The 20,141-nt window shown below is 64.2% G+C and carries 18 protein-coding genes; 6 read left to right on the top strand and 12 right to left on the bottom strand.

Translation table 11 applies throughout. The annotated features are described in order from the left end of the window. Positions 1–81: 81 nt before the first annotated feature. Complete coding sequence (locus PMO31116_RS00500) at positions 82–696, bottom strand: copper-binding protein (RefSeq protein WP_150564980.1); 615 nt, start codon at positions 694–696, stop codon at positions 82–84. A 535-nt stretch (positions 697–1,231) separates the two neighbouring features. Here PMO31116_RS00500 and arfB point away from each other — a divergent pair. The 5 genes from arfB (at position 1,232) to PMO31116_RS00475 (ending at position 5,737) form a co-directional block, all read left to right on the top strand. Next, the gene (gene arfB, locus PMO31116_RS00495) at positions 1,232–1,645 is read left to right on the top strand and encodes an alternative ribosome rescue aminoacyl-tRNA hydrolase ArfB (protein WP_150564979.1); all 414 of its coding nucleotides are present in this window, start codon (positions 1,232–1,234) and stop codon (positions 1,643–1,645) included. 114 nt (positions 1,646–1,759) lie between these two features. Next, positions 1,760–2,056, top strand: a complete 297-nt coding sequence (locus PMO31116_RS00490) for a helix-turn-helix transcriptional regulator (protein WP_150564978.1) — start codon at positions 1,760–1,762, stop codon at positions 2,054–2,056. Positions 2,057–2,085: 29 nt separating this feature from the next. Next, positions 2,086–3,381, top strand: a complete 1,296-nt coding sequence (locus PMO31116_RS00485) for a type II toxin-antitoxin system HipA family toxin (protein WP_150564977.1) — start codon at positions 2,086–2,088, stop codon at positions 3,379–3,381. A gap of 126 nt (positions 3,382–3,507) precedes the next feature. Beyond that, positions 3,508–4,110 carry a DUF2239 family protein gene (locus PMO31116_RS00480; protein WP_150564976.1) on the top strand — a complete coding sequence of 201 codons (603 nt, stop codon included), beginning with the start codon at positions 3,508–3,510 and terminating at the stop codon, positions 4,108–4,110. 205 nt (positions 4,111–4,315) lie between these two features. Further along, a complete protein-coding gene (locus PMO31116_RS00475; RefSeq protein ID WP_150564975.1) occupies positions 4,316–5,737 on the top strand; it encodes an MATE family efflux transporter in 1,422 nt (473 codons plus the stop codon). Here PMO31116_RS00475 and PMO31116_RS00470 read toward each other — a convergent pair. From PMO31116_RS00470 to PMO31116_RS00430, 9 genes are all read right to left on the bottom strand, one after another. Continuing rightward, positions 5,635–6,849 carry an MFS transporter gene (locus PMO31116_RS00470; protein WP_150564974.1) on the bottom strand — a complete coding sequence of 405 codons (1,215 nt, stop codon included), beginning with the start codon at positions 6,847–6,849 and terminating at the stop codon, positions 5,635–5,637. The genes PMO31116_RS00475 and PMO31116_RS00470 overlap by 103 nt on opposite strands. A 371-nt stretch (positions 6,850–7,220) precedes the next feature. Then, a complete protein-coding gene (locus PMO31116_RS00465; protein WP_150564973.1) occupies positions 7,221–7,463 on the bottom strand; it encodes a ChaB family protein in 243 nt (80 codons plus the stop codon). A 115-nt stretch (positions 7,464–7,578) separates the two neighbouring features. Then, entirely contained in the window at positions 7,579–7,734 is a 156-nt protein-coding gene (locus PMO31116_RS00460; RefSeq protein ID WP_150564972.1) for a DUF3309 family protein, read from the bottom strand. A gap of 309 nt (positions 7,735–8,043) precedes the next feature. Beyond that, positions 8,044–8,478 carry a PRC-barrel domain-containing protein gene (locus PMO31116_RS00455; protein WP_425494750.1) on the bottom strand — a complete coding sequence of 145 codons (435 nt, stop codon included), beginning with the start codon at positions 8,476–8,478 and terminating at the stop codon, positions 8,044–8,046. An 85-nt stretch (positions 8,479–8,563) separates the two neighbouring features. Continuing rightward, on the bottom strand, positions 8,564–8,926 hold the full coding sequence (locus PMO31116_RS00450; protein ID WP_174970674.1) for a BON domain-containing protein: 363 nt from the start codon (positions 8,924–8,926) through the stop codon (positions 8,564–8,566). 50 nt (positions 8,927–8,976) lie between these two features. Then, positions 8,977–9,918, bottom strand: a complete 942-nt coding sequence (locus PMO31116_RS00445) for a BON domain-containing protein (RefSeq protein ID WP_174970671.1) — start codon at positions 9,916–9,918, stop codon at positions 8,977–8,979. A gap of 352 nt (positions 9,919–10,270) precedes the next feature. Next, positions 10,271–11,848, bottom strand: coding sequence for a sensor domain-containing diguanylate cyclase (locus tag PMO31116_RS00440; RefSeq protein WP_150564969.1), 1,578 nt, complete (start codon positions 11,846–11,848; stop codon positions 10,271–10,273). Between the two features lie 79 nt (positions 11,849–11,927). Continuing rightward, on the bottom strand, positions 11,928–13,460 hold the full coding sequence (locus PMO31116_RS00435) for a DUF2252 domain-containing protein (RefSeq protein WP_425494749.1): 1,533 nt from the start codon (positions 13,458–13,460) through the stop codon (positions 11,928–11,930). Then, complete coding sequence (locus PMO31116_RS00430) at positions 13,450–15,216, bottom strand: mechanosensitive ion channel family protein (RefSeq protein WP_174970668.1); 1,767 nt, start codon at positions 15,214–15,216, stop codon at positions 13,450–13,452. The genes PMO31116_RS00435 and PMO31116_RS00430 overlap by 11 nt, the downstream gene beginning before the upstream one ends. A gap of 407 nt (positions 15,217–15,623) precedes the next feature. Between PMO31116_RS00430 and PMO31116_RS00425 the strand changes: the two genes are divergently transcribed. Next, positions 15,624–17,744: a putative bifunctional diguanylate cyclase/phosphodiesterase gene (locus PMO31116_RS00425; protein WP_150564967.1), complete on the top strand. Its 2,121-nt coding sequence runs from the start codon at positions 15,624–15,626 to the stop codon at positions 17,742–17,744. A gap of 27 nt (positions 17,745–17,771) precedes the next feature. On the opposite strand, the gene PMO31116_RS00420 is transcribed toward PMO31116_RS00425, so the two are convergent. Both PMO31116_RS00420 and PMO31116_RS00415 read right to left on the bottom strand, forming a co-directional pair. Then, complete coding sequence (locus tag PMO31116_RS00420; RefSeq protein WP_150564966.1) at positions 17,772–18,323, bottom strand: winged helix-turn-helix transcriptional regulator; 552 nt, start codon at positions 18,321–18,323, stop codon at positions 17,772–17,774. 213 nt (positions 18,324–18,536) lie between these two features. Beyond that, positions 18,537–20,081, bottom strand: coding sequence for a DHA2 family efflux MFS transporter permease subunit (locus PMO31116_RS00415; protein ID WP_246185116.1), 1,545 nt, complete (start codon positions 20,079–20,081; stop codon positions 18,537–18,539). Between the last annotated feature and the right edge of the window lie 60 nt (positions 20,082–20,141).

Raw genomic sequence — 20,141 nt, 5'->3', positions numbered from 1 at the left:
CCCCGAGTGGCGATGCCAGCAAAACGACCATAACAGCAACGGCATTCACCCAATGCCGTAGGGGTGCCCGGCGAGGATCGCTCAGGGCTTCGGCGCCGATGCCGGAACTGGCGGCACCCACTTGCGCTTGGCGTCCGGGGCTTGCGTGACGGCCACGGCAACGGCCTCGGTGTAGTTCACCGTCACGGTATCGCCCACTTTCACGCCTTCCAGCAGCTTGGGATCCTCAACGGCCACATCCACGGTGCGCGAGGGGCCTCGCACCGTGATGACGTTCGCCTTTCGGTCGATCTTCTGAACCGTGGCCACCACCGTCAGATGGCGCGCGGCGTCGGCGCCCGGTCGCTGCCCCGACGCCGCGCGGTTAGCGCCTTCGGTCAGGACGCGACTGCGAATTCCGTCGTTGCCAGGCGAGACGGAAATGGCCACAGAGCGCTCATAGGCCACGATAACCTTGTCGCCCTTTCGCATCTGCTCGAAGTTTTTCACGTCCGGGCCGACGATGAAGGTCACCGGCTTGCCACGGTCGTCCGCGACCTGAATGGTGCGCTTCTTGGTATCGACGCCGAGCAGCGTGGTGCGAAACTCGACAACGCCGCCCGCGACGATAGGCGCGGGGTGCGCAGGCTCCTGTGCGTGCGCCAACGTTCCCAACGACAGCAGACCGGCCAGAATCATCGCTTGCGTGAGCTTCATGGAATGTCCTCTTGTTATCAATTCATTCGATCATGAACTTCTTATTTAACTTTAGTTAATTGTCCAAAGCAAAATTCACAACATACAACCAAAAAAACAATCCTTACGCCCTCATCCGATAGTAACAAAATAATTCAAGGTCGCAACATCATTTTAAGTTGCATGCAGAATACCAGTATTGCTTCCAGCGCCGGGGCGGTCCCGCAAATATCACGAAGTCGTCCGACAAATCATTGATTCTGAATCAATAAAAACATCATCATTTGATACACATCAAACGCTTTCGCAACGGCGAGAACAGTCGATTCTGGATTTTTCGGATGCTATATATATCCGGCCACAAAAAAACCTTCGACATTCAAGCAATTATTAATCCATTCGGATGATTGATAACATCCTGAAAGTTTGTCATCCGAATTATTTTTCATGATTTGGAGGCCCCCTTCTCGCTTTTTCCCCTTATCTCACTTCAACCGCACGGAGAATCACGCGATGCCGCTTGTACCGACTGCGGCGAGAACGTTATCCTTGCCACATGAACCGTCGCATTCTCATCGCGCCCGAAGACGTTGAACTCACGGCCATGCGCGCTCAGGGCGCGGGCGGCCAGAATGTCAACAAGGTCTCCAGCGCCATTCACCTTCGCTTCGACGTCATGCGTTCGTCCCTGCCAGACGACGTCAAGTCGCGCCTGCTTTCCCGGCTCGATCAACGCATCACGCAGGAAGGAGTCATCGTCATCAAGGCCCAGCAGCACCGGTCGCAGGAACTGAACCGGGCCGACGCGCTCGCGCGCCTTCAGGCACTGGTGGACGCCGCGGCTATTCCACCGCGGCGCCGCGTCCCAACCCGCCCCACGCTCGCCAGCCAGGTGCGCCGCCGCGATGCCAAGCAGGTGCGCTCGCGCGTGAAAGCGTCGCGAGGCAAGATTCGCGCGAATCACGAGTAAAGATCGCTATGATTAGCTTCCGTTTATAAAAGATAATGAATATTATCTTTTTTGCGACGAACAAGAAAATTGATGCTAAGATAAAGCATCATTTTCAAGACAATGCTAACCATCATGAGCTTTATCGAACCGTTGATTGCGGCTCGGAAGGCTGCCGCGCTCACGCAGGCAGAGTTGGCCGAGCAGGCCGGTCTGTCGCGCATGACCGTGCAGAAAGTGGAGTCCGGCGCTCTGGATCCCCGCGTGTCCACCGTTCTGGAGATGGCTCGCGCGCTCGGCCTCGAACCCATGCTCGTGCCCGCCGCCCTGCGTCAGGAAGTTGAGGCTTTTCTGCGCTCCGGCGGCAAATACCTCGCCCAGCCGAGTGGCGTGTCCGCCCCACCCTCCATTGTCGAGACGCTCGCCGGCTGACCCGAGGCCCCGCATCGGACTTCTCGCCCATGAACATCAAGTATCTGCGCGCCTACCTTTACATGCCCGACGGCACGCGCCGCGCGATCGGCTATCTGTCCCAATATGGCGACATTCTGCGCATGTCGTTCGATGAAGACTATATTGCCGACGCTCAACGGCCGACGCTCTCGCTCGCCTATCGCGGAACCAATGAAACTGCCACGCGCGAGATTCTGGCGTCACCGCATGATGCTCGCCTGGTGCGCACCGACGGCCGCTGGCCCGTGTATTTCGAGAACCTGCTGCCCGAAGGTCACAATCGGGAACGGCTCGCCGCGGAGCGCCGTTGCGCCCCCGACGACGAATTCGAATTGCTGGCGGCCGCCGGCCACGATCTGATGGGCGCGCTCGAAGTCGAGCCAGTCCCGGAGCGCGAAGGTGTGCCCGACGTCGTGCATCGGTGGCACACGGCGCTCGGCCTCGAAATGGTCGAGCCCGGATTCGTGGACACGCCGGTGGAAGATGCCGCGTCGTTGCCTGGCGTCGTGACGAAGTTCTCGGCGATTCGCGACGGACGGCGCTATGTCGTGAAGCGCCACGGTCGCGCGGGATCGGTGATCCTCAAGTTGCCGACGTCACGCCATCCCGATCTCGTGGAGAACGAGTACACGGGGTATCAGCTCTGCGAAGCCCTCGGACTGGACTGCGCCAAGGCCGAGATCGTCTCTCGGCGCGACGCAGAGTTGCCGGAGCAAGTGCCGTTCGAGCACATCCTCGCCGTGCCGCGTTTCGACCGTCTGGCCGACGGGCGGCGTGTGCACATGGAAGAGTTCGCCCAGGTACTGCAATACCCGCCGCGCAGCAAATACGGACGTGGCCTGAACGTCGACTACACGACGATGCTGCGGGTGCTCGACCAGTTGTCCGCACAACCCGTTCGCGACGTGCGCGAATGCCTGCGACGCCTGATCGCCTTCATTCTGATCGGCAATACCGATGCCCACCTCAAGAACTGGGCATTGACATATCCCGACGCCCATACGCCTCAATTGGCCCCCGTCTACGATCCCGTATGCGTTGCCGCCTTCTTCCATGACGTGCCCGAATCGCACTACGGCGTGAATCGGGCCATCGATAAGACCCTGCGGGCTTTCGACTGGACAGCGCTCGACGGTTTGCTCAAAGGCGCCGGCCTGCTTCGCGTAAGCCGGCTGACGGCGATCGCCCGCGAAACGGTACGCGACGCCCAGGAAAAGTGGCCGGCATTGCTGGAAAACGCACCTGCCGCCGTACGCGCGACGGTGCTCGAGCGCCTGCACGGCGGCGTCGCCCTTACCGCATGAACCAACCATTGTGTGCCGCGCCAAAACAAGATCACAAAATATTATCCGGGTAATATTGCAAATCAAATAACATCCGGGTAATATTCGTCGGTATCGACATTCACGCTATCGTTACCGGAGTCTGCCGTGCCCTCTGCTTCGCTCGGATTTACCGTCTTTCGCGACTCGCGTCGTATTGCGTCGGGGTCGCTCGCCGATGCCGCCATCGCCTGCCAGCAGGCGCTAATCGCCGACCCGCACGCCAGCGTATTGATTTTCGACGATCGCACCGGCGATACGCGCGATGTTGACGTGCGCGGCACCGCTGCCGACATTCGCGCACGCTACCCGGCGCCGCGCGACGCCGCGCCGCCTCCGGAGGACGCGCCCGCCAAGGGACGCGGCCGCCCAAAGCTTGGTGTGGTCGCGCGCGAAGTCACGCTGCTGCCGCGACACTGGGACTGGTTGGCCGAGCAACCGGGCGGTGCCTCGGTCGCGCTGCGCAAGCTTGTCGACGAAGCGCGTCGCCAACATGCCGGGCGCGACCTGCGCCGACGAGCACAAGAGCGGACCTACAGCTTTATGTCCACAATGGCCGGAGATCTGCCGGAGTTCGAAGAGGCTTCACGCGCGCTCTTCGCGCACGATCTCGATGCGTTCGGCATGCGGATTGCGGCGTGGCCCGATGACGTTCGCAGCCATCTGCTGCGACTGGCGTCCACGGACGATCTGGCAGACGACGTCGCGTAGCCTCAGCCATCGTCGCGCCGTATGACGACGTGACCCCGGCGTCCGCGGTCTGATCGCCGGTGCGCCGGTCAACGACCGCCCCACTGATCCGAACACCCCATGCACCGGCGGACCGCCGCACCGGACGGGCCTCGCTTTGCCTGTCGTTTGGCACACGGCCTCGCGCCGCTTCTCCCCATCCCCCACGATCCAGGATCGCCACATCATGACACCACCGCTTGCTTCCCCACCCCGCCCGCTTTGGCGCACCTGGCTACTGATTGCCCTGCCGATGATGATGACCAACGCGCTACAGTCCCTGGCGGGTACCGTCGACGGCGTCTATCTCGGCCATCTGATCGGCACCGATGCCATCGCCGCGGTCTCGGCATTCTTTCCCGTCTTTTTCTTTTTGCTGGCGATCGTGATCGGTCTGTCGGCCGGCGCCACCGTGATGATCGGGCAGGCCTGGGGGGCGCGCGACGTGGTTCGCGCGCGCAACATCGCGAGTACTGCGCTGATGATGATGTTGGCTGCGGGCGTTGCCGTCAGCGTGCTTGGTGGCCTGCTCGCGACACCCATCATGCACGCCCTGGGCACACCCGCTCGCGTATTCGACGCGGCAACCGATTACGCCCGATGGATGTTCATCGGCATGCCCGTGGTTTTCGCGCTATGGCTCACGACGTCGATGAGTCGCGGTACCGGCGACGCCATTTCGCCGCTCTTCGCCCTGCTCGTCGCCACGCTGCTGTCGCTGATTCTCACGCCGGCGTTCATTTTCGGATGGGGGCCGCTGCCGCCGTTGGGTGCGACCAGCGCCGCCGCCTCAACCTTGCTCGCGTTCGGGATTGCGCTGCTCTGGATGGCCGCTTACTGGCGTCGCAAAGACCACCCGCTGGCGCTGGCGGCCAAATTCTGGCGCCACATGAAATGGCATCCCGCGCTGGCGCGGGGCATTCTACGCATCGGCGTGCCAACGGCCATGCAAATGCTGACGATGGCCGTCGCCGAGATGCTGTTGCTCGGCATGATCAACCGCCACGGCGCTAACGCGACCGCCGCTTATGGCGCCGTCACCCAGGTGCTTGGCTGGCTGCAGTTGCCGGTCATGTCGCTGGGCATCACGGCATCGATTCTTGGCGCGCATGCAATCGGCGCAGGCCGAGGTGATCGCGTCGACGCGATCGTTCGCGCGGGCATGCTGTGCAATCTGGGACTCACGGGCAGCCTGGTCGCGCTGGTCTATCTGGCGGCACCGACGATCATGGGTGGCTTCCTGACCGATCCGGCGGTGCTCGCTCTCGCCACGCGCCTGCTCCATACGGTGGCCTGGAGCGTGCTGGTCATGGGGATGACAGCCGTCCTGACGGGGGCGATGCGCGCCAGCGGCAAGGTTTGGGTGCCGATGTTGCTCGGCGCCCTCGGGCTGCTGGGCGTCGAGGTGCCGGCAGCCGTGATGTTCGAGCGGATCGCCGGGTTGCCGGGCATCTGGTGGGCGTATCCGCTGGCGTTCATTGCAACGCTGGCAATGCAAAGTCTTTGCTACCGCAACTTCCGCCGTGCGTCGTGGCGCGCCCAGAAGAACATGAGCATGCCGGCACAGGACAGCAAGGCGCCGACCCAGCCCGTCGACGTCCAGCCGTAACCGGCCGAAATCGCCACGCCGCCGAGCCATGCGCCGGCGGCGTTGGCCATGTTGAACGCCGAATGGTTGAGCGCCGCCGCGAGCGTCTGGGCCTCCCCCGCGACATCCATCAGGCGAATCTGCAGCGCCGGCCCGATGATGATGATCGTGCCGATCGCGAGCACGTTGACGCCGGCCAGCCATGGGCTCGCCGAAGTGAAGGTGAACGCCGCAAGCAGCAGCGCAGACCAGACGAGCGTGCCGCCGATGGCGCGCATCAGCGTCGCTGCGGCGACCAGCCGCGGGCCGATCACCGTACCGGCGACCATGCCGACGCCAAACAAGGCCAGATAGAAAGGCACCCAGGTTTCAGGCACTCCCGCGACCTGCATGAGCGTCGGCTTGATGTAGCTGAAGACGGCGAACATGCCGCCGAAGCCGATTGCGCCAATCCCGAGCGTGAGCCAGACTTGCGAGCTTCGTAGTGCGCTCAGCTCGCGTAGCGGGCTGGCGCCATGCGGCGCTGGGGCGTTCGGCACCCATCGCCAGACCATCACGGCCGTCACGGCGCCGATCACGCCAACGAGCACGAACGCCGCCCGCCAACCCAACCATTGTCCGAGGCCGGCAGCCAGCGGCACACCAAAAAGCGTTGCCAACGTGAGCCCGAGCATAACCTGTCCCACGGCGTGTACACGCCGGTGCGGCGGCACGAGCGATGCACCCACCAGAGCCGCCACACCGAAATAGGTGCCATGCGGCAGGCCACTCAGGAAGCGCAACACAATGAGCGACACGTAGTTCGGCGCCAGCGCGCTGGCCAGATTACCCACGGCAAACATCGCCATGAGCGCGATCAGGAAGGCCCGGCGGGGCAACCGCACCCCCAGTACCGCGAGCAACGGGGCACCGATTACCACCCCGAGCGCATAGGTGCTGATGGCATGTCCCGCCTGCGGGATGGAAATTTCGAGCCCGTGGGCGACGTCGGGCAACAAGCCCATGATCACGAACTCACCCGTGCCGATGCCGAACCCGCCCATGGCGAGCGCGACAAATGACAACCAGACAGGAATGGACGGCGGCGGCAAGGCCTCAACCGCGTCGGCGGACAGAACTTGGGGGGTGCTCATTGAGATTCGGCGATGGCTGCCGGCGCGAGGCCGGTCAGGCGGTCGATAACGACACGGGAAGCAGCATCGGGGCGACGTCATGTCGTCACCCCGTTCGAGGACGCCGATTGTACGTCAACGCATCAACGCCTGCAGGGACTGCCGTGCAACGCAGCATTACCAAAACCTCACAAATTCTGCGGATTTCATTCATTTCCGCACAAATATTGTCGCATCGCAGCATTCACCCACAAAAAAACCGGCCCAGTGGGTGGGCCGGCAAGCTACGGTTGCGCTCCGGTTGCGGGAACCGGATGCAATCGTATTGGGGGTCTGCGAAGCCTACGAATGGCGGCGCACGCAGGTCGTCGTGCCATGCGATGGCCCGAGCGTCAGTGGTGGTGCTTCTTCGCGTGCCACCGACCGGACTTGTCGTCCTTCTCGTACGTTTTTTTCACAGCGGTCCACGCCACCTTGTGAGCCGTTTCCTCACGCGATTCATGGCCCCGTCTCTCGCCGGGGTCCTTGTATTCGTCCCAAGCCGAATTGAATGCCTTCAAATAGATTTCCTGCGCGTGAGACGGCAAATGGTCCTTGACGCTTGCGGGCAGTTCATGAGTCTGTCGATAAGGCATGACGTTCCTCCTTGCACATGTGATCCCAAGGCGCTAATCGCCTTGCATGCTTCGCGTCCGCCGAAAATACGGACCCGATGTCAGGCGCCGCACGTTCCAGAGGCGCAGCGTTCGCTCATATGTGCCCCAGCAGCACCAGCAACACGACGATCAGCACGATCAGCCCGATACCGCCAGATGGGTAGTAGCCCCATCCGCGGCTATACGGCCAGGCGGGTACCGCGCCGATTAACGCAAGAATCAAGACAATCAACAGGATGGTGCCAAGCATGGGTTTCCTCCCTTGCCGATCCGACCTCAGTGAGGCAAACGCACCACCGCGCTAGTCCGTCGATCGCGCCTGCCCTCGGAGACATATTTGCCGGGAGGCCGCGTGGGCGGCTCCTCGACCGGCGGATCCAGCGGTCTGTCGGGCGGGGGCATCGGCGTCGGCTCGTCGTCATCCGGCGGCGACTTCGGCGGCGGCGTCCCCGGCGGCTTGCCCGGGTCATAAGGCTCGGGTAAGTGTGCATACAGGCGGGGGGCCTGCATCAGCCGGCAAAATTTGAATTGACTCGGCATGCGCGATGTCTCGTTGCGCTCAATGCCAGTAAGGGTCGACGGTGTAATACGTATGCACCTGCTCGGCCCACTGCATGTCAGCCATGCTCGGCCAGTGATCCTTGTCGAATCCGGGCGCTTTCTTGAGCGCCTCCTTGTCGAGATTGAGAATGAACCGCTTGTGTTCGACGTCGAGCTGGAGCGCATGCCAGGGAATGGCGAAAAGCTTGTCCCCCATGCCAAGAAAGCCCCCGAACGACAGTACGGCGTAGGCAACCGTGCCGCGCTGCACATCGAGCATGATGTGCTTCACCTTGCCGAGGCTCTCCCCGGCGGGGTTCACCACGTCTTCGGCATCGAGCGAGTCGGCGGCCATCACCGACGGGCCCGGACCATCGGGCAGCTTGTGCGAAGTTCCAACGATGCGGGCGCCTGATTGGGGCGTTTGCCCCCGTCCGGATTGCATGGTCATCATTTCCTCCTTCGTCCAGCGATTTGGGGACGCGCGAGCTCATACGGATCGAGAGATCTCGCGCGCCTTCGACTTGGGGTGCGTGCGATTACTTGGCCGAAACCTTGATGTCGTCCTTGACGTCGACAACACCGTCAACGCCCTTGACCGTATCCACGACCAGTGTCCGTTGTGCCGACTGCGGCACCGAACCGGTCAGGTGCACCACGCCATGGCGCGTCGTGACGTGGACCTTGGTCGATGGCACATCCTTCTTGGCGAGCAGTTCGGCCTTGACCTTGGCGGTCAGCGCCGCGTCGTCGATCTTGCGCCCGGTATCGCTCATGGCACCGCTTGCCGTCGCGTTGTCGGCGATCTTGATGATCCCGCCCTGGTCCAGAGCATGCGCGGCAATGCCGGTTGTTGCGAGCGCACCGGCCATAACGAGCTTGAGCAGATTGGCGTGTTTCATTGTTGACCTCCCGAAGTTGAGTGAAAAAAGCAAATGCGGTGTTGCCTGCGTCAGATCTTGTGACCCTCCTGACTCTCGCCCGGCCGGCTCATGGCCTTGCCCCGGCGTTCGTGCAACTGGTTGTCCACGGCGCGCACGCCGGGCACTTTCGAGACCACGGTCTGCACGACGTGCTGCATCCATCGTTCGGGCACGTGGCCCGTGAGCAGGGCCAGACCCGAGGTCACCGTCACGTCGACGTGCGAGACGTCGAGATCGTGCGCGTCGCGCAAGGCCCTACGTACCTGATCCCGCACGGCGGCGTCGGCAGGCGACGGGGCACGCGAGTGAGCCTGAACCGATGCATGGGCCGTCTGCTGCGGCGCTCCAGACACACCGGATACCTTTGCTGCCGTCCCGCTCGCGTACCCTTGCCCACCGCTACGGCCCCGACTCCCTGTTGCCTGTCCGGCCGAGCGAGGTTCGGCTTTCGAATGCTGGTGCGCCGTGTCGGCGCCCACCGTTCCCTCGGGCCATTCGATCCTGCGTGCTTGCGAGGCGCTGCTACCCGGCGGTACTTGGCCCGCGGCATCCCGCCCGGTGCCCGCGTAATCGTCGTGCGGACCATATGCGCTTTGCCGCCCGAATCGCGGGTGGTCGCCCGGTGCGGCATCCGCGGGCCCGTAGCCGCTCTCCTCGCCATGAGCGATCTCCGGGGCATACCCGTGACCGCCCGCCGAATCCCTGGCTTCTCGCTTCGCCTTGCCCGCCTTGGGAGGCGACGCCCCCAACCATGCGGGATCCGATTGTGACTGCGCGTGGGCGATTTGCGCGTCGCGGGCGACGGACTGGCGCGCCTCATGCGATTGCCCTTCGCTTTCGCTGTCGAATGGCGACGCCTGCGCACCATGCGTCTCGGCGTCTCCATCTTCATGCGTGAGGGCATGCTGCTGGTGCTGCGCCCCCTCGTCCTCGCCTGGCAAGGGCGGCACTGCCCGCGTACGCTTCACCATGACATCCTCCTCGACTGCTGTCCGGGACCCGGCAAGTGCTTCTGCATTCGGATCCGAACCTGTTGAAATCGATTGTAGATAGCCAGGTTTCCCAAGCGAATCGGCGGAGTCTGAAAGATGTGTAGGCGGACGCTGGCACGTTCCAGCGCGAGGAAACGCACGCACCGCCATGACAGATAAAGCGCTTGAAAATCAAAGGGCTGCAAGACCCATTAAAAGTCTTGCCCGAGCATGAGTCCGAAGGCACGTGCGAACGAATCGCTTCGCTTCGGTCGTGCAACATCGGAGAATTCCTACAGGTTGGCGCAGACGCCGCGTTGCGCGGCGCCTCCCTCGCCCGCGGCGCGCCGGTTCAATTCGCTTCGGACGGTGTCGGTGTCGGTGTCGGTGTCGGTGTCGGTGTCGCATCCGACGGCGCCATGACGATGCAATTTCGTCCTGCTGCCTTGGCCCGATAAAGGGCTTCGTCAGCCGCCTTGACGAGCGCGTCGACGGTTTCGTTGCCTCGCGGCATGCGGCATGCAACGCCGACGCTTACCGTCACGTGCCCGAAGTCGCTGGAGGCATGCGTCAGATGCAGTTGTTCCACCGAGCGCCGGATCGCTTCGGCAACGCGCCCTGCGCCTGCGGCGTCGGTGTCCGGCAGTACGGCGATGAACTCTTCTCCGCCGTAACGCCCCGCCGCGTCCGACGGTCGGTTGAGCGCCGCCCCAATGGCGCCCGCCACTGCGGCGAGGGCCACGTCGCCGGCCTGGTGGCCCTGCGTATCGTTGTAGCGCTTGAACCAGTCGATGTCGACGAATGCTACTGCCATCGAGCGCTTCGCCCGGCGCATTTTCCGCCATTCGCCGGCAAGAATCCTGTCGAGCGAGCGCCGGTTCGACAGGCCGGTCAGCCCGTCGGTTCGCGCCAGCAGACGCAACTCGCGCTCGGCGCTCAAACGCCGCCGCAACTGGGCGGCCAGCAAGATCGACGTCACGATGAAACCCACGTTGAGCACCAGGAAAAGCGCGCCGAATTCGACGGCGCGTTTGTGCCACGGCGCCAGCGCCTCGTTGCTTGACGTGACCACAATCAGCGTGAGCGGTGCATTGTCGAGCATGCGACGCGACAGCAGGCTCTCGCGCCCGAGGAAACGGATGGGATAGATTCGCTGGTCGTCGTTGCCGGGCGGCAGCGCTTCGTAGCGACCGGTCTGCGCCATCGTCAGGCCCAGCACGCGGGCGTCATAAGGTTTGCGCATCAATATCGCGCCGTCCTTGCCCAGCAACAGGATCACCCCTTCCTTGCCGACTTCGACGTGATCGAAGAGTTGCCGGAAATAGCGGATATCCACCGCCAGCGAAACCACCCCGCCGAACGACCCGTCGGGCCGGGTGAGCCGGCGGCTGAGCACCATCGTCGGCCGCCCGTCCTGAAGCCGCGAGTGCAAGAAGCCGCTCACGTACAACCCCGCATCAGGGTTGTCGCGCGGCACGGTGAAGTAATCGCGGTCGGCGAAGTTATACGGCCGCGGCACCTCGCTCTCCGCATCGATCACGATGTTGCCGCGAGAATCGAGCACCACCAGCGAGCCGATGTAGCGCGACGCGCGCGAGCGCTCGAAGATCAGTTCGCGACGCAGGGCGGGCGACAGCGCGTCGACGTCGCGGCGCGCGAGCAAATTCACTACCGCGTCGAGCGAGGCCTCGTAGAGCTGAAAGTTCAGTTCCAGATCGCGTTCGAGCACTGCGGCGATACTGCGCTGATTATCGGCCGCGCGCGCGAGTACGAGCAGCCGGCCCTCGTAGAGCAGCGCCACCGCGACGGCCGTCACCAGTGCGGAAATGCCCACACCGCTCCAGACGATCAGTGTGGGCGTGCGCGAGACCCACCGCACTGCCGTCTGTGCCTGCAGTGCGATACGCCTGCGCCATCGTTGCATCGACATGCTTCAATCGTCTCCTGTAGTCGCGACCGGCGATCATTACGCCGGGGTGCCCACGCGGCACGCCCCCGTGCGCCGACGCTCACACGGTGAAGTCGGCCGCCATGTCGGCATCCGTGCGCGCCTCGAGCCGGCCGTCACGGCAAGCCTTGCGAAAGACGTCGTAATCGCGCTCGACCTGGTCCGCGTATCCCGCCGAATATTGGACCAGGGCCTCGCCCAGGCGAGCGCCCTTGCCGACGTATCCCACCAGCTCCGCCGCGCACCCACCCGCCTTGGCGTGCGCGCGCGCCAGCACCCAGCCGCAAAGGCGGGCGTACTCGCGGAAGCCGTCGGCGCGAAAGAGTTCGAATTGCGCGGATATCTTCATGTCGCGCAACTGACGCCCGTAGATGGATCGCCCGAACGGACCGCTGCCCCATCCGAGAAATGCGTCGGATGCCGCCTGCATGAGGCGTTGCCCTTCCACCACGCGCCGCCCGTCATGCCTTGACGCCGTGCCTTTGAAGAAGCGCGAGACAACGGATTTCGATGCCTCCTTGAACTGGAGAAAGAGCGGTTGCTCGTGGGTGTCCATCAGGAGCAGCACCAGGCATCTCGTGCCCACACTGCCCACCCCCACGACCTTGAAGGCGAGATCTTCCCGCGTATAGGCCGCGAGCATGCTCGCGCGATCGGGCGGCAACGAACGCAAATAGCTCTGGTAGACGGGGGAAAACAACGTACGCCAGTCGCCCAGCCCCAACCAGTCGTCCTCGGGGCCGAACAGGGTCGTAGCGCCGTGCACGTGAAACACCGTGGGCGGCGTGTCCCGAATCAGCCATTGGTCGCCGATCTGCTGTGCGAACTTGGGAAGCACATTCTCGTGCGTGCGGCCAGACGCCCGGGCAATCCCCCGTTTGACGCCCTCGCGCACACGCTCGGACTGCGCCAGATTGAGCATGCGCTCGAAAGTGACCTGCTCGTGCCACAGCGCGATGGTCGGCATGTGCGCGTATTCGTCCAAACGCCTCGCGTAGCTGTCAACGGCTGCGCGCACCATCTCCACGCCAAGCGTGTCACCGAAACCGAACTGGCGCGCGGCGAGCACCAGACTGACGCACAGTCGCTTGATATCCCATTCCCATGGCCCGCGAGCGGTCTCGTCGAAATCGTTCAGATCGAAGATCAGTGTGCGCTCGGGCGTGGCGAACCCGCCAAAATTGGCCAGATGACAGTCCCCGCAGATCTGCAGGGTCAGGCCGCTGTTCGGGGTGCCTGCAAGATCGTGTGCCTGCACGATGGCGCTCCCCCTAAAGAAGGCGAACGGCGACGCCAGCATGCGGCCATAACGCAACGGGACCAGCGCGGCGACGCGTCCCTCGCTGCTGATGCGCAACAGCTCGACGGGGTCGCGATCGATGCTGCCCAGATGAGAGTGGCTGCGTCGAGGCGTCGCCTCACGGCGCTTGCGCCCCGCCGCAACACGCGCCTCGAAAGGCATCGCCGGCGGTGCGGGCGTGCCGGACGCCGCGAGCGCAGACGACGCCTTCGACCGGGTCACGCTCGCGGTCGGCTTCATCGAGGCAAGATCAGCCGCCGGCGCGAGCCGCGCGGGCGATGAATTAGCGGGCATGTCCAACTCCTTCTTCCAATGCGGGCGCATCAGATGGCGGCGACGGTGCCTGCGCCGGCGCCGGGTACCACTGGGCCGGGCGAAGCGTCAGCGGCGAGTCCGGTTGCGACTGGAAATGCGGCGACATGATCTGCACGCCGTACTGGTTGAAAACGTCCTGGATGTTCTCGTGCAGTGCCGAGATCGCCGTGAACCGGGTGGAAGGATCCCGCAAGGTCGCAAAGACCTCGTACTCCACGTAGAAGTCGGACAACGCGCGTTGCAGTACGAACGGGACCGGTTGAGAGACGACCTGAGGCGTCTTCCCGGCCGCCTCGATCAGCATGGCGTGAACCTGGCGCCAGGGCGTGTCGTAGCCGATCGTGAGGGTCGTGCTGATCGCCGCGCCACGCTCGCGCCCTTGCGCCGAGAAATTGCGCACGGTCGACGCCACGACAACCGCGTTGGGAATCGTCAATTCCTCTTTCGCCAGATTCACGATCTTTACCGACAAGGCATCCACGCCCACGACCACGCCGGTGGCGTCGCCGATCGAGACGAGATCCCCTTTCCTGAGCGCGCGGCTGTATATCACGACCATGCCGCTCATCAATTGGTTGACGATGCCGCTCGAGCCCAGCGTCACCATGAGACCCAGAAGGACCGAAAGTCCCTTGAAGACGTCGCTCTGCGCCCCCGGCATGTAGGGGTAGGCGAAGGTCAGCGCCAGTCCCCACACGACGACCGACACCAGGCGCCGCGTTGCACCGGCCGTCTCGGGATGCATGCCGGGAATGGTCAGACGCCCACTTTGCACGGCATCGAACACATTGTTGATCAGACTTTGCAGCGCCCGCGTGAGCAGGAAGATGACGATGACGGTGACGATCCCCGGGACGGCGCCGGCCACGCCGAGGCCGAACCGATCGACCAGGGTCCAGAGAAAGTCGGACAGGCGCCCGGCCAGCGGCTGGCTCGCCGGGAACTGCATCAGCACGAAGATCAGATAGAGATAGGCGAACGCCAGTGCCAGGCAGACCGCACCGATCTGCACGACCTGATGCACCAGGTGGACGGCCGAGCCCGTCCAATCGAAGCTGCGGGTGGTGCGTTGAAGGACGCGCTTCTCGAAAGCCGTCTGCAAGCGCGTCTCGAGGCGAGTGCGCGTACGGCCCACCCCGATGACGAGCAGCGCCAGCACAACTGCGCCGAGCGCGCTGAGCGCCACGCCGCGCAGAATGGTCGGCCAGTGGAGTTGTTCGCGTCGGGCAGCAAAGGCCACCTGCAGGCGCCCCCGGACCTCGTCGGCGACGGCATCCAGCGGGCGCGGATCGCCCGGGGCAAGGTCTTCGGTGGTCAGCGCGAAAAGAATGCGGTCCTGCACCCGGAATGCGACGCCCGAAATTCCGCCGAGCGATGCATGGAGCACGTCGACCGGCGCATCGAAAGCCCGCGCCGGCAGACGCTCGAGGACGGACCGCGCCCGCGCCGCTCGCACCGCCGGGGTGGCACCGCCAAGCGTGCCGCGAAAGGTGGCCACGGGCCGATCCATGAAGCGCAATTCGACCCCGTCCTGGGCGTCGGTGCCGGCGGCCCCGCTCGATGGACCGTTGGCGGCAACCTGGCCGGGCGGCGCGTCGGCCGCATTCCCACCGGTGTTCTGCGCCGCCCCCGCCGTTGCCACCGTTGCCGCAATTGCCGGGATGGCGACCATCCCCGGCGCGACGTGCATTGCGCACACCACCAGCACTTGCAACAGCCTCATGCGAAGGCGCATATCACGGCTCCTGCGGGCAAGTTGGCCACCAAGAATTGACGCAGTGCGAGGAAATCCCACGGAAATCAGGCAAAATCGAGGGCTGCCGTACTCTGCCCCGACCGCGCTCGGCTCGTTGTTCCCGACTTCGCGGTCCCGATGGGTGCCGCCGGCTTGGTGCATGCGCGATGCACGCTGGCTTCAGGCCAGTACGTCCATCGCCGGCAACGTCCGGCCGGGGCGGGGTATGGACGGATTATTCACCATGGCATCGGCACTGTCGAGCATCGGCGCAGCACGCGCGCATGCCGGCCGATTCCGTTGTGCCCGCACCCCGGGAATGTCGGAAAAACTCCGACACGGAATCCTCAACTATCGGCGATATCTGCCGATAAACAGATTGGCGGGACTTTTCGGTCGGTTTTCATATGTCCAGTTCGTACAGTGGTTGGCTCGTAGCGTTATCGCTTGCAGTTGCCGTACTGGCGTCGTTCACGGCGCTCGACCTTTCGGGTCGCATCTATCTCATGACGCGCCGTGGCATGCGCCACGCCTGGCTTGCCGTGGGCGCGACCGCCATGGGCATCGGCATCTGGTCGATGCACTTCATCGGCATGCTCGCCTTGTCGCTCTCGCCGTCCTGGTCGCCGCTCTCGTCGCACGCCGCCATCCCACTTGGCTACGATCCGTTGCTGACCGCCGCGTCGCTTGCCATCGCCATCGCCATTTCGTGGGCCGCCCTCTGGATGATCGCCAGCGAGCCCTTCACCCGTCGGCGCGTCGCGGCCGCCGGTGTCACGCTGGGTGTCGGCATTGCCGCCATGCACTACAGCGGCATGGCGGCAATGAAGATGAATCCGGCGATCGAATACGATCCGCTGCTCTTCTCGGCATCGATCCTCATCGCAATCCTGGCCGCCACCGCCGCACTGTGGATCGCGCGCACGCTGCGCGACGGCAGCCTGCGCCACGTAATGTCGAAACGGTTCGGCGCGGCCGTGGTCATGGGGCTGGCGATCACCGCAATGCATTACACCGGCATGGCGGCCGCGCACTTCGCGCCGGGCGCCATCTGTGGCGCAGCGACGGGCGTGAGCTCGCAATGGCTGGTCACCACGGTAAGTCTGTTCACGTTCCTGATTCTCGCGACCACGCTGCTCGTCTCCCGTCTGGACGCACGCACCAGCTTCCTGGCCAATTCCGTCATGCAACTCAATTCGCAGATCGCGCGCATGGCGACGTACGACGCCCTGACCGACCTGCCCAACCGCCGGGCGCTGCATGACGCCGCGGCACGCATGCTCATCAATTCGCGTCGCGACCAGCGCCGCTTCGCGGTGCTGTTCATGGATCTGGACGGCTTCAAGACGATCAACGACTCGCTCGGGCACAACGTGGGCGACGACGTCCTGCGCGCCTTCGCCAAGCGCCTGCGCAAGAACGTGAACGGCGACGACGTGGTCGCCCGGCTGGGCGGCGACGAATTCGTCGTGCTGCTCGGCTCGCTGTCGTCGCCCGAGGTCGCGGGTCGCGTTGCCCAGCGCCTGCTCGACGACATGCGCGACGGCCTGCGCGTGGGCGATCAGTCGCTGCACGTCATGCCGAGCATCGGTGTGGCGCTGTTCCCGGACGACGGAGACAGCATCGATCTGCTGCTCAAGCACGCCGATACGGCCATGTACGAGGCCAAGCGCGCCGGTCGCGGCATCTTCCGCTACTTCGAGCCGCGCATGAACGCCGCCGCGCAGCGCACCTGGGAAATCCAGCAGGCGTTGCACGACGCGCAAGCCGAACAGTATTTCTCGCTTCACTTCCAGCCGAAGTATCGCGGCGACACGGAGGCGCTCGCCGGCGCGGAAGCCCTGCTGCGCCTCACGCACCCGACCTTCGGAGAGCTGCAACCGATCGATTTCATCCCGGTGGCCGAACGCACGGGGCAGATCGTGCAGATCGGTTATTGGGTCGTGCGCGCCACGTGCGAACACATCAAGCAGTGGGACGCGGCGGGACTGCCGCCGGTGAAGGTCGCCATCAACCTCTCACCCCGGCAGTTGGCGCAGTCGCAACTGGTCGAGAACATTCTGGAGATCGTGCATACCGCGGGCGTGTCGTGCGACCGGCTGATGTTCGAGATCACCGAGACGGTGGCAATGTTCGACGCCCAGCACACGATCGACGTGATCCGCGCATTTCAGGAACACGGCTTCGAAGTCGCCATCGACGATTTTGGAACGGGATATTCCAGCCTGGCATACCTGCAACGCTTTCGCGTCAAGCAACTGAAGATGGACCGGTTCTTCACGAACGGCCTCGATACCTGCGGGCGCGAAGGCAGCGCCGTCGTGTCGGCGATCATCGCACTGGCCCACTCGCTGGATATGGACGTCGTGGCCGAAGGCGTCGAGACGGCGTCGCAGCGCGAAGCACTCAAGACACTCGATTGCGACGAGTTGCAGGGCTTCCTGCTGGGCAAGCCGCTGACCGGTGAAGCGTTCGCGCGGCTGCTGGCCTCGCTGCCGGGAATGCCGGGTACCCCGGCGATGGCCTGAGCGGCTGCCGTCGCCAGATGCGCCCGCTCAGCGCTCGGCCACTTCCGCCGCCACCGCCGCCGGACCGCTGTCATCGACCGATTCCCCGCTGGCAAACGCCGCCGCACGTGCGAGCCGAGCCCTCATGCTCTCGCTCGCCGCCGGGCCGGCGGCCGGCACATGACGCTTCGGGTCCAGCCGCGCCCCCGTCACCGCGTCCACGACGACCGGCTCCACCACCTGCCCCGTTTGCCGATCGATCAACTGCGCCGAGATGCCCTCCGGCGCAAAGTGCCGATTTCCCCACGCGAGCAACGCCCACAGCACCGGCCGGAAGTCGCGCCCGGCATCCGTGAGCACGTATTCGAAGCGTGGCGGCCGGTCGGAATACTGTCGGCGCGCCAGCAAGCCTTCCTCCACCAAGGCGTTCAGGCGGCGGGTCAGCATGTTGGGCGCAATCTCCAGACGGCGCTGAAAGTCATCGAAACGGGTGGTCCCGTAGCCCGCTTCGCGCAGGATGAGAATGCTCCACCATTCGCCCACCCGTTCCAGGCTTCGGGCGATCGGGCACTGCATGTCCCGGAAGGTCTTTCTTTGCATTTGGACTCCTTGCGTGCGGAAGCGACCCACGCTGCCTATTACCATGCAAGTGAGCATAAGCGCGTCGCCTCCCCGGAGCAAGCCGGTTGACCGCACTTAGCGTCGCCCACGGGTCCTGGCGCGTCAATTAAAAATATCTGTCGTATAAAAATCAATAATTTACGATCTATTCTTGAAGTTGCTTATCTGAAGTGAATTCTTCTGCCGACGGCGTTAATGCGCATCAGCGCTGGGCGTTGCGGGTGGTGCAACCCGACGCAGGAGCGGCACCATCAACGTCACGCAAACGAAGATCACGCCAAGTCCCGTGTAGACGTCACCGAACGTCATCGTCTGGGCCTCGCGCAGCGTCAGCGTCCAGAGCTGGCCCAGCGCCGCGGTGTGTGCATCGACGGCGTCCAGCCCGGCCACCGTCATTCGTGCCCGCACACCGGCAAGCCACTCGCCGACTGCCGGACCGCCCTCGCCCATGCGCTCCGCGAGGCGGAAAAAATGCAGATTGGTTCGATCGTTGAGGACCGTCGTGCACACGGCAATCCCGATGGCGCCGCCGAGATTGCGCATCAGGTTGAACAGGCCGGACGCCAGGCGAAGCCTTGCCGGGGGCAGACTGCCAAGCGTCAACGTGACGATCGGGGCGACGGCAAACTGCTGTGCCGCACCGCGCAGCGCCTGCGGGAGCATCAATTGCCACGCACCCCAGTCGTGCGTGATCGGCGCGAACTGCCACATCGACAATGCGAAGGCGCCCAGCCCCACCATCATGAGCCATCGCAAATCGATCCGGTTGGCGACCATGGTGTACAGGGGGATCGACATGAGCTGGAACACGCCCGTGGAGAACACCGCCATCCCTATCTCGAACGCGGAAAAGCCGCGCACCCGGCCAAGGAACAATGGCGTGAGATAGATCGTGGCAAAAATGCCGATCCCCGTGGCAAACGAGAAGAAGCAGCCCAGCGCGAAGTTGCGCTGCCGCAAGGCACGCAGGTCCACGATCGGTTGCGCGTAAGTCAGGCTGCGCCAGACGAAAGCCACGCCACAGATCCCGGCCAGCCATGCGGTCGCACGAATGGTGTCGTCGCCAAACCAGTCCCAGCGAGGCCCTTCTTCCAGCGTGTACTCCAGACACCCCAGACTCACCGCCATCAGCGCCATGCCCAGGTAATCGGCGCCGCGCAACAACGACCAGTCGGCCCGGTCGATTCGCACCAGCAGCGGCACGGTAACCGTGACGAAAATACCGGGCACCAGGTTGACGAAGAACAGCCAATGCCACGAATAGTTGTCGGTGATCCAGCCGCCGATGGTCGGCCCCAGCGTGGGCGCCAATGACGAGAGCCCACCCACCACCGCCGCCGCCAGCACGCGCTGCGGCCCGGTGAAGAATGCGAACGCCGTAGTGAACACCAACGGAATCATCGATCCGCCGAGAAATCCCTGCAGCGCGCGAAACGCGATCATGCTCTGGATGTTCCACGCCGCGCCGCAAAGCAGGCTCGCCACCGTGAACCCGGCCGCCGAAGCCGCGAAGATCCAGCGCGTGGACATCACGCGCGAGAGCCAGCCCGAGAGCGGGATCACGATGATCTCCGCGATGAGGTAGCTGGTCTGCACCCATGCCGTTTCGTCGGCGCCGGCCGACAGCCCGCCACCGATGTCGCGCAGCGAGGCCGATACGATCTGGATGTCGAGCAAGGCGATGAACATGCCCACCACCATCGTGGCAAAGGCGATCACCTTGGCGCGCGTGGACATGGCGTCGGCCGAGTACCCACCGCTTGGCGCCGGCGCTACGGCCCGCGATCGCTCATCGTT

It is taken from the genome of Pandoraea morbifera (assembly GCF_902459575.1).
GTDB lineage: Bacteria > Pseudomonadota > Gammaproteobacteria > Burkholderiales > Burkholderiaceae > Pandoraea > Pandoraea morbifera.
This window is presented reverse-complemented; position numbering and strand designations above follow the sequence as displayed.

Excerpts from the sequence above, each read along its gene's own strand:
- PMO31116_RS00500 (WP_150564980.1), bottom strand. The coding sequence starts at position 696 with ATGAAGCTCACGCAAGCGATGATTCTGGCCGGTCTGCTGTCGTTGGGA.
- arfB (WP_150564979.1), top strand. The coding sequence starts at position 1,232 with ATGAACCGTCGCATTCTCATCGCGCCCGAAGACGTTGAACTCACGGCC.
- PMO31116_RS00490 (WP_150564978.1), top strand. The coding sequence starts at position 1,760 with ATGAGCTTTATCGAACCGTTGATTGCGGCTCGGAAGGCTGCCGCGCTC.
- PMO31116_RS00485 (WP_150564977.1), top strand. The coding sequence starts at position 2,086 with ATGAACATCAAGTATCTGCGCGCCTACCTTTACATGCCCGACGGCACG.
- PMO31116_RS00475 (WP_150564975.1), top strand. The coding sequence starts at position 4,316 with ATGACACCACCGCTTGCTTCCCCACCCCGCCCGCTTTGGCGCACCTGG.
- PMO31116_RS00470 (WP_150564974.1), bottom strand. The coding sequence starts at position 6,849 with ATGAGCACCCCCCAAGTTCTGTCCGCCGACGCGGTTGAGGCCTTGCCG.
- PMO31116_RS00465 (WP_150564973.1), bottom strand. The coding sequence starts at position 7,463 with ATGCCTTATCGACAGACTCATGAACTGCCCGCAAGCGTCAAGGACCAT.
- PMO31116_RS00460 (WP_150564972.1), bottom strand. The coding sequence starts at position 7,734 with ATGCTTGGCACCATCCTGTTGATTGTCTTGATTCTTGCGTTAATCGGC.
- PMO31116_RS00455 (WP_425494750.1), bottom strand. The coding sequence starts at position 8,478 with ATGATGACCATGCAATCCGGACGGGGGCAAACGCCCCAATCAGGCGCC.
- PMO31116_RS00450 (WP_174970674.1), bottom strand. The coding sequence starts at position 8,926 with ATGAAACACGCCAATCTGCTCAAGCTCGTTATGGCCGGTGCGCTCGCA.
- PMO31116_RS00445 (WP_174970671.1), bottom strand. The coding sequence starts at position 9,918 with ATGGTGAAGCGTACGCGGGCAGTGCCGCCCTTGCCAGGCGAGGACGAG.
- PMO31116_RS00440 (WP_150564969.1), bottom strand. The coding sequence starts at position 11,848 with ATGTCGATGCAACGATGGCGCAGGCGTATCGCACTGCAGGCACAGACG.
- PMO31116_RS00435 (WP_425494749.1), bottom strand. The coding sequence starts at position 13,460 with ATGCCCGCTAATTCATCGCCCGCGCGGCTCGCGCCGGCGGCTGATCTT.
- PMO31116_RS00430 (WP_174970668.1), bottom strand. The coding sequence starts at position 15,216 with ATGCGCCTTCGCATGAGGCTGTTGCAAGTGCTGGTGGTGTGCGCAATG.
- PMO31116_RS00425 (WP_150564967.1), top strand. The coding sequence starts at position 15,624 with ATGTCCAGTTCGTACAGTGGTTGGCTCGTAGCGTTATCGCTTGCAGTT.
- PMO31116_RS00420 (WP_150564966.1), bottom strand. The coding sequence starts at position 18,323 with ATGCAAAGAAAGACCTTCCGGGACATGCAGTGCCCGATCGCCCGAAGC.
- PMO31116_RS00415 (WP_246185116.1), bottom strand. The coding sequence starts at position 20,081 with ATGTCCACGCGCGCCAAGGTGATCGCCTTTGCCACGATGGTGGTGGGC.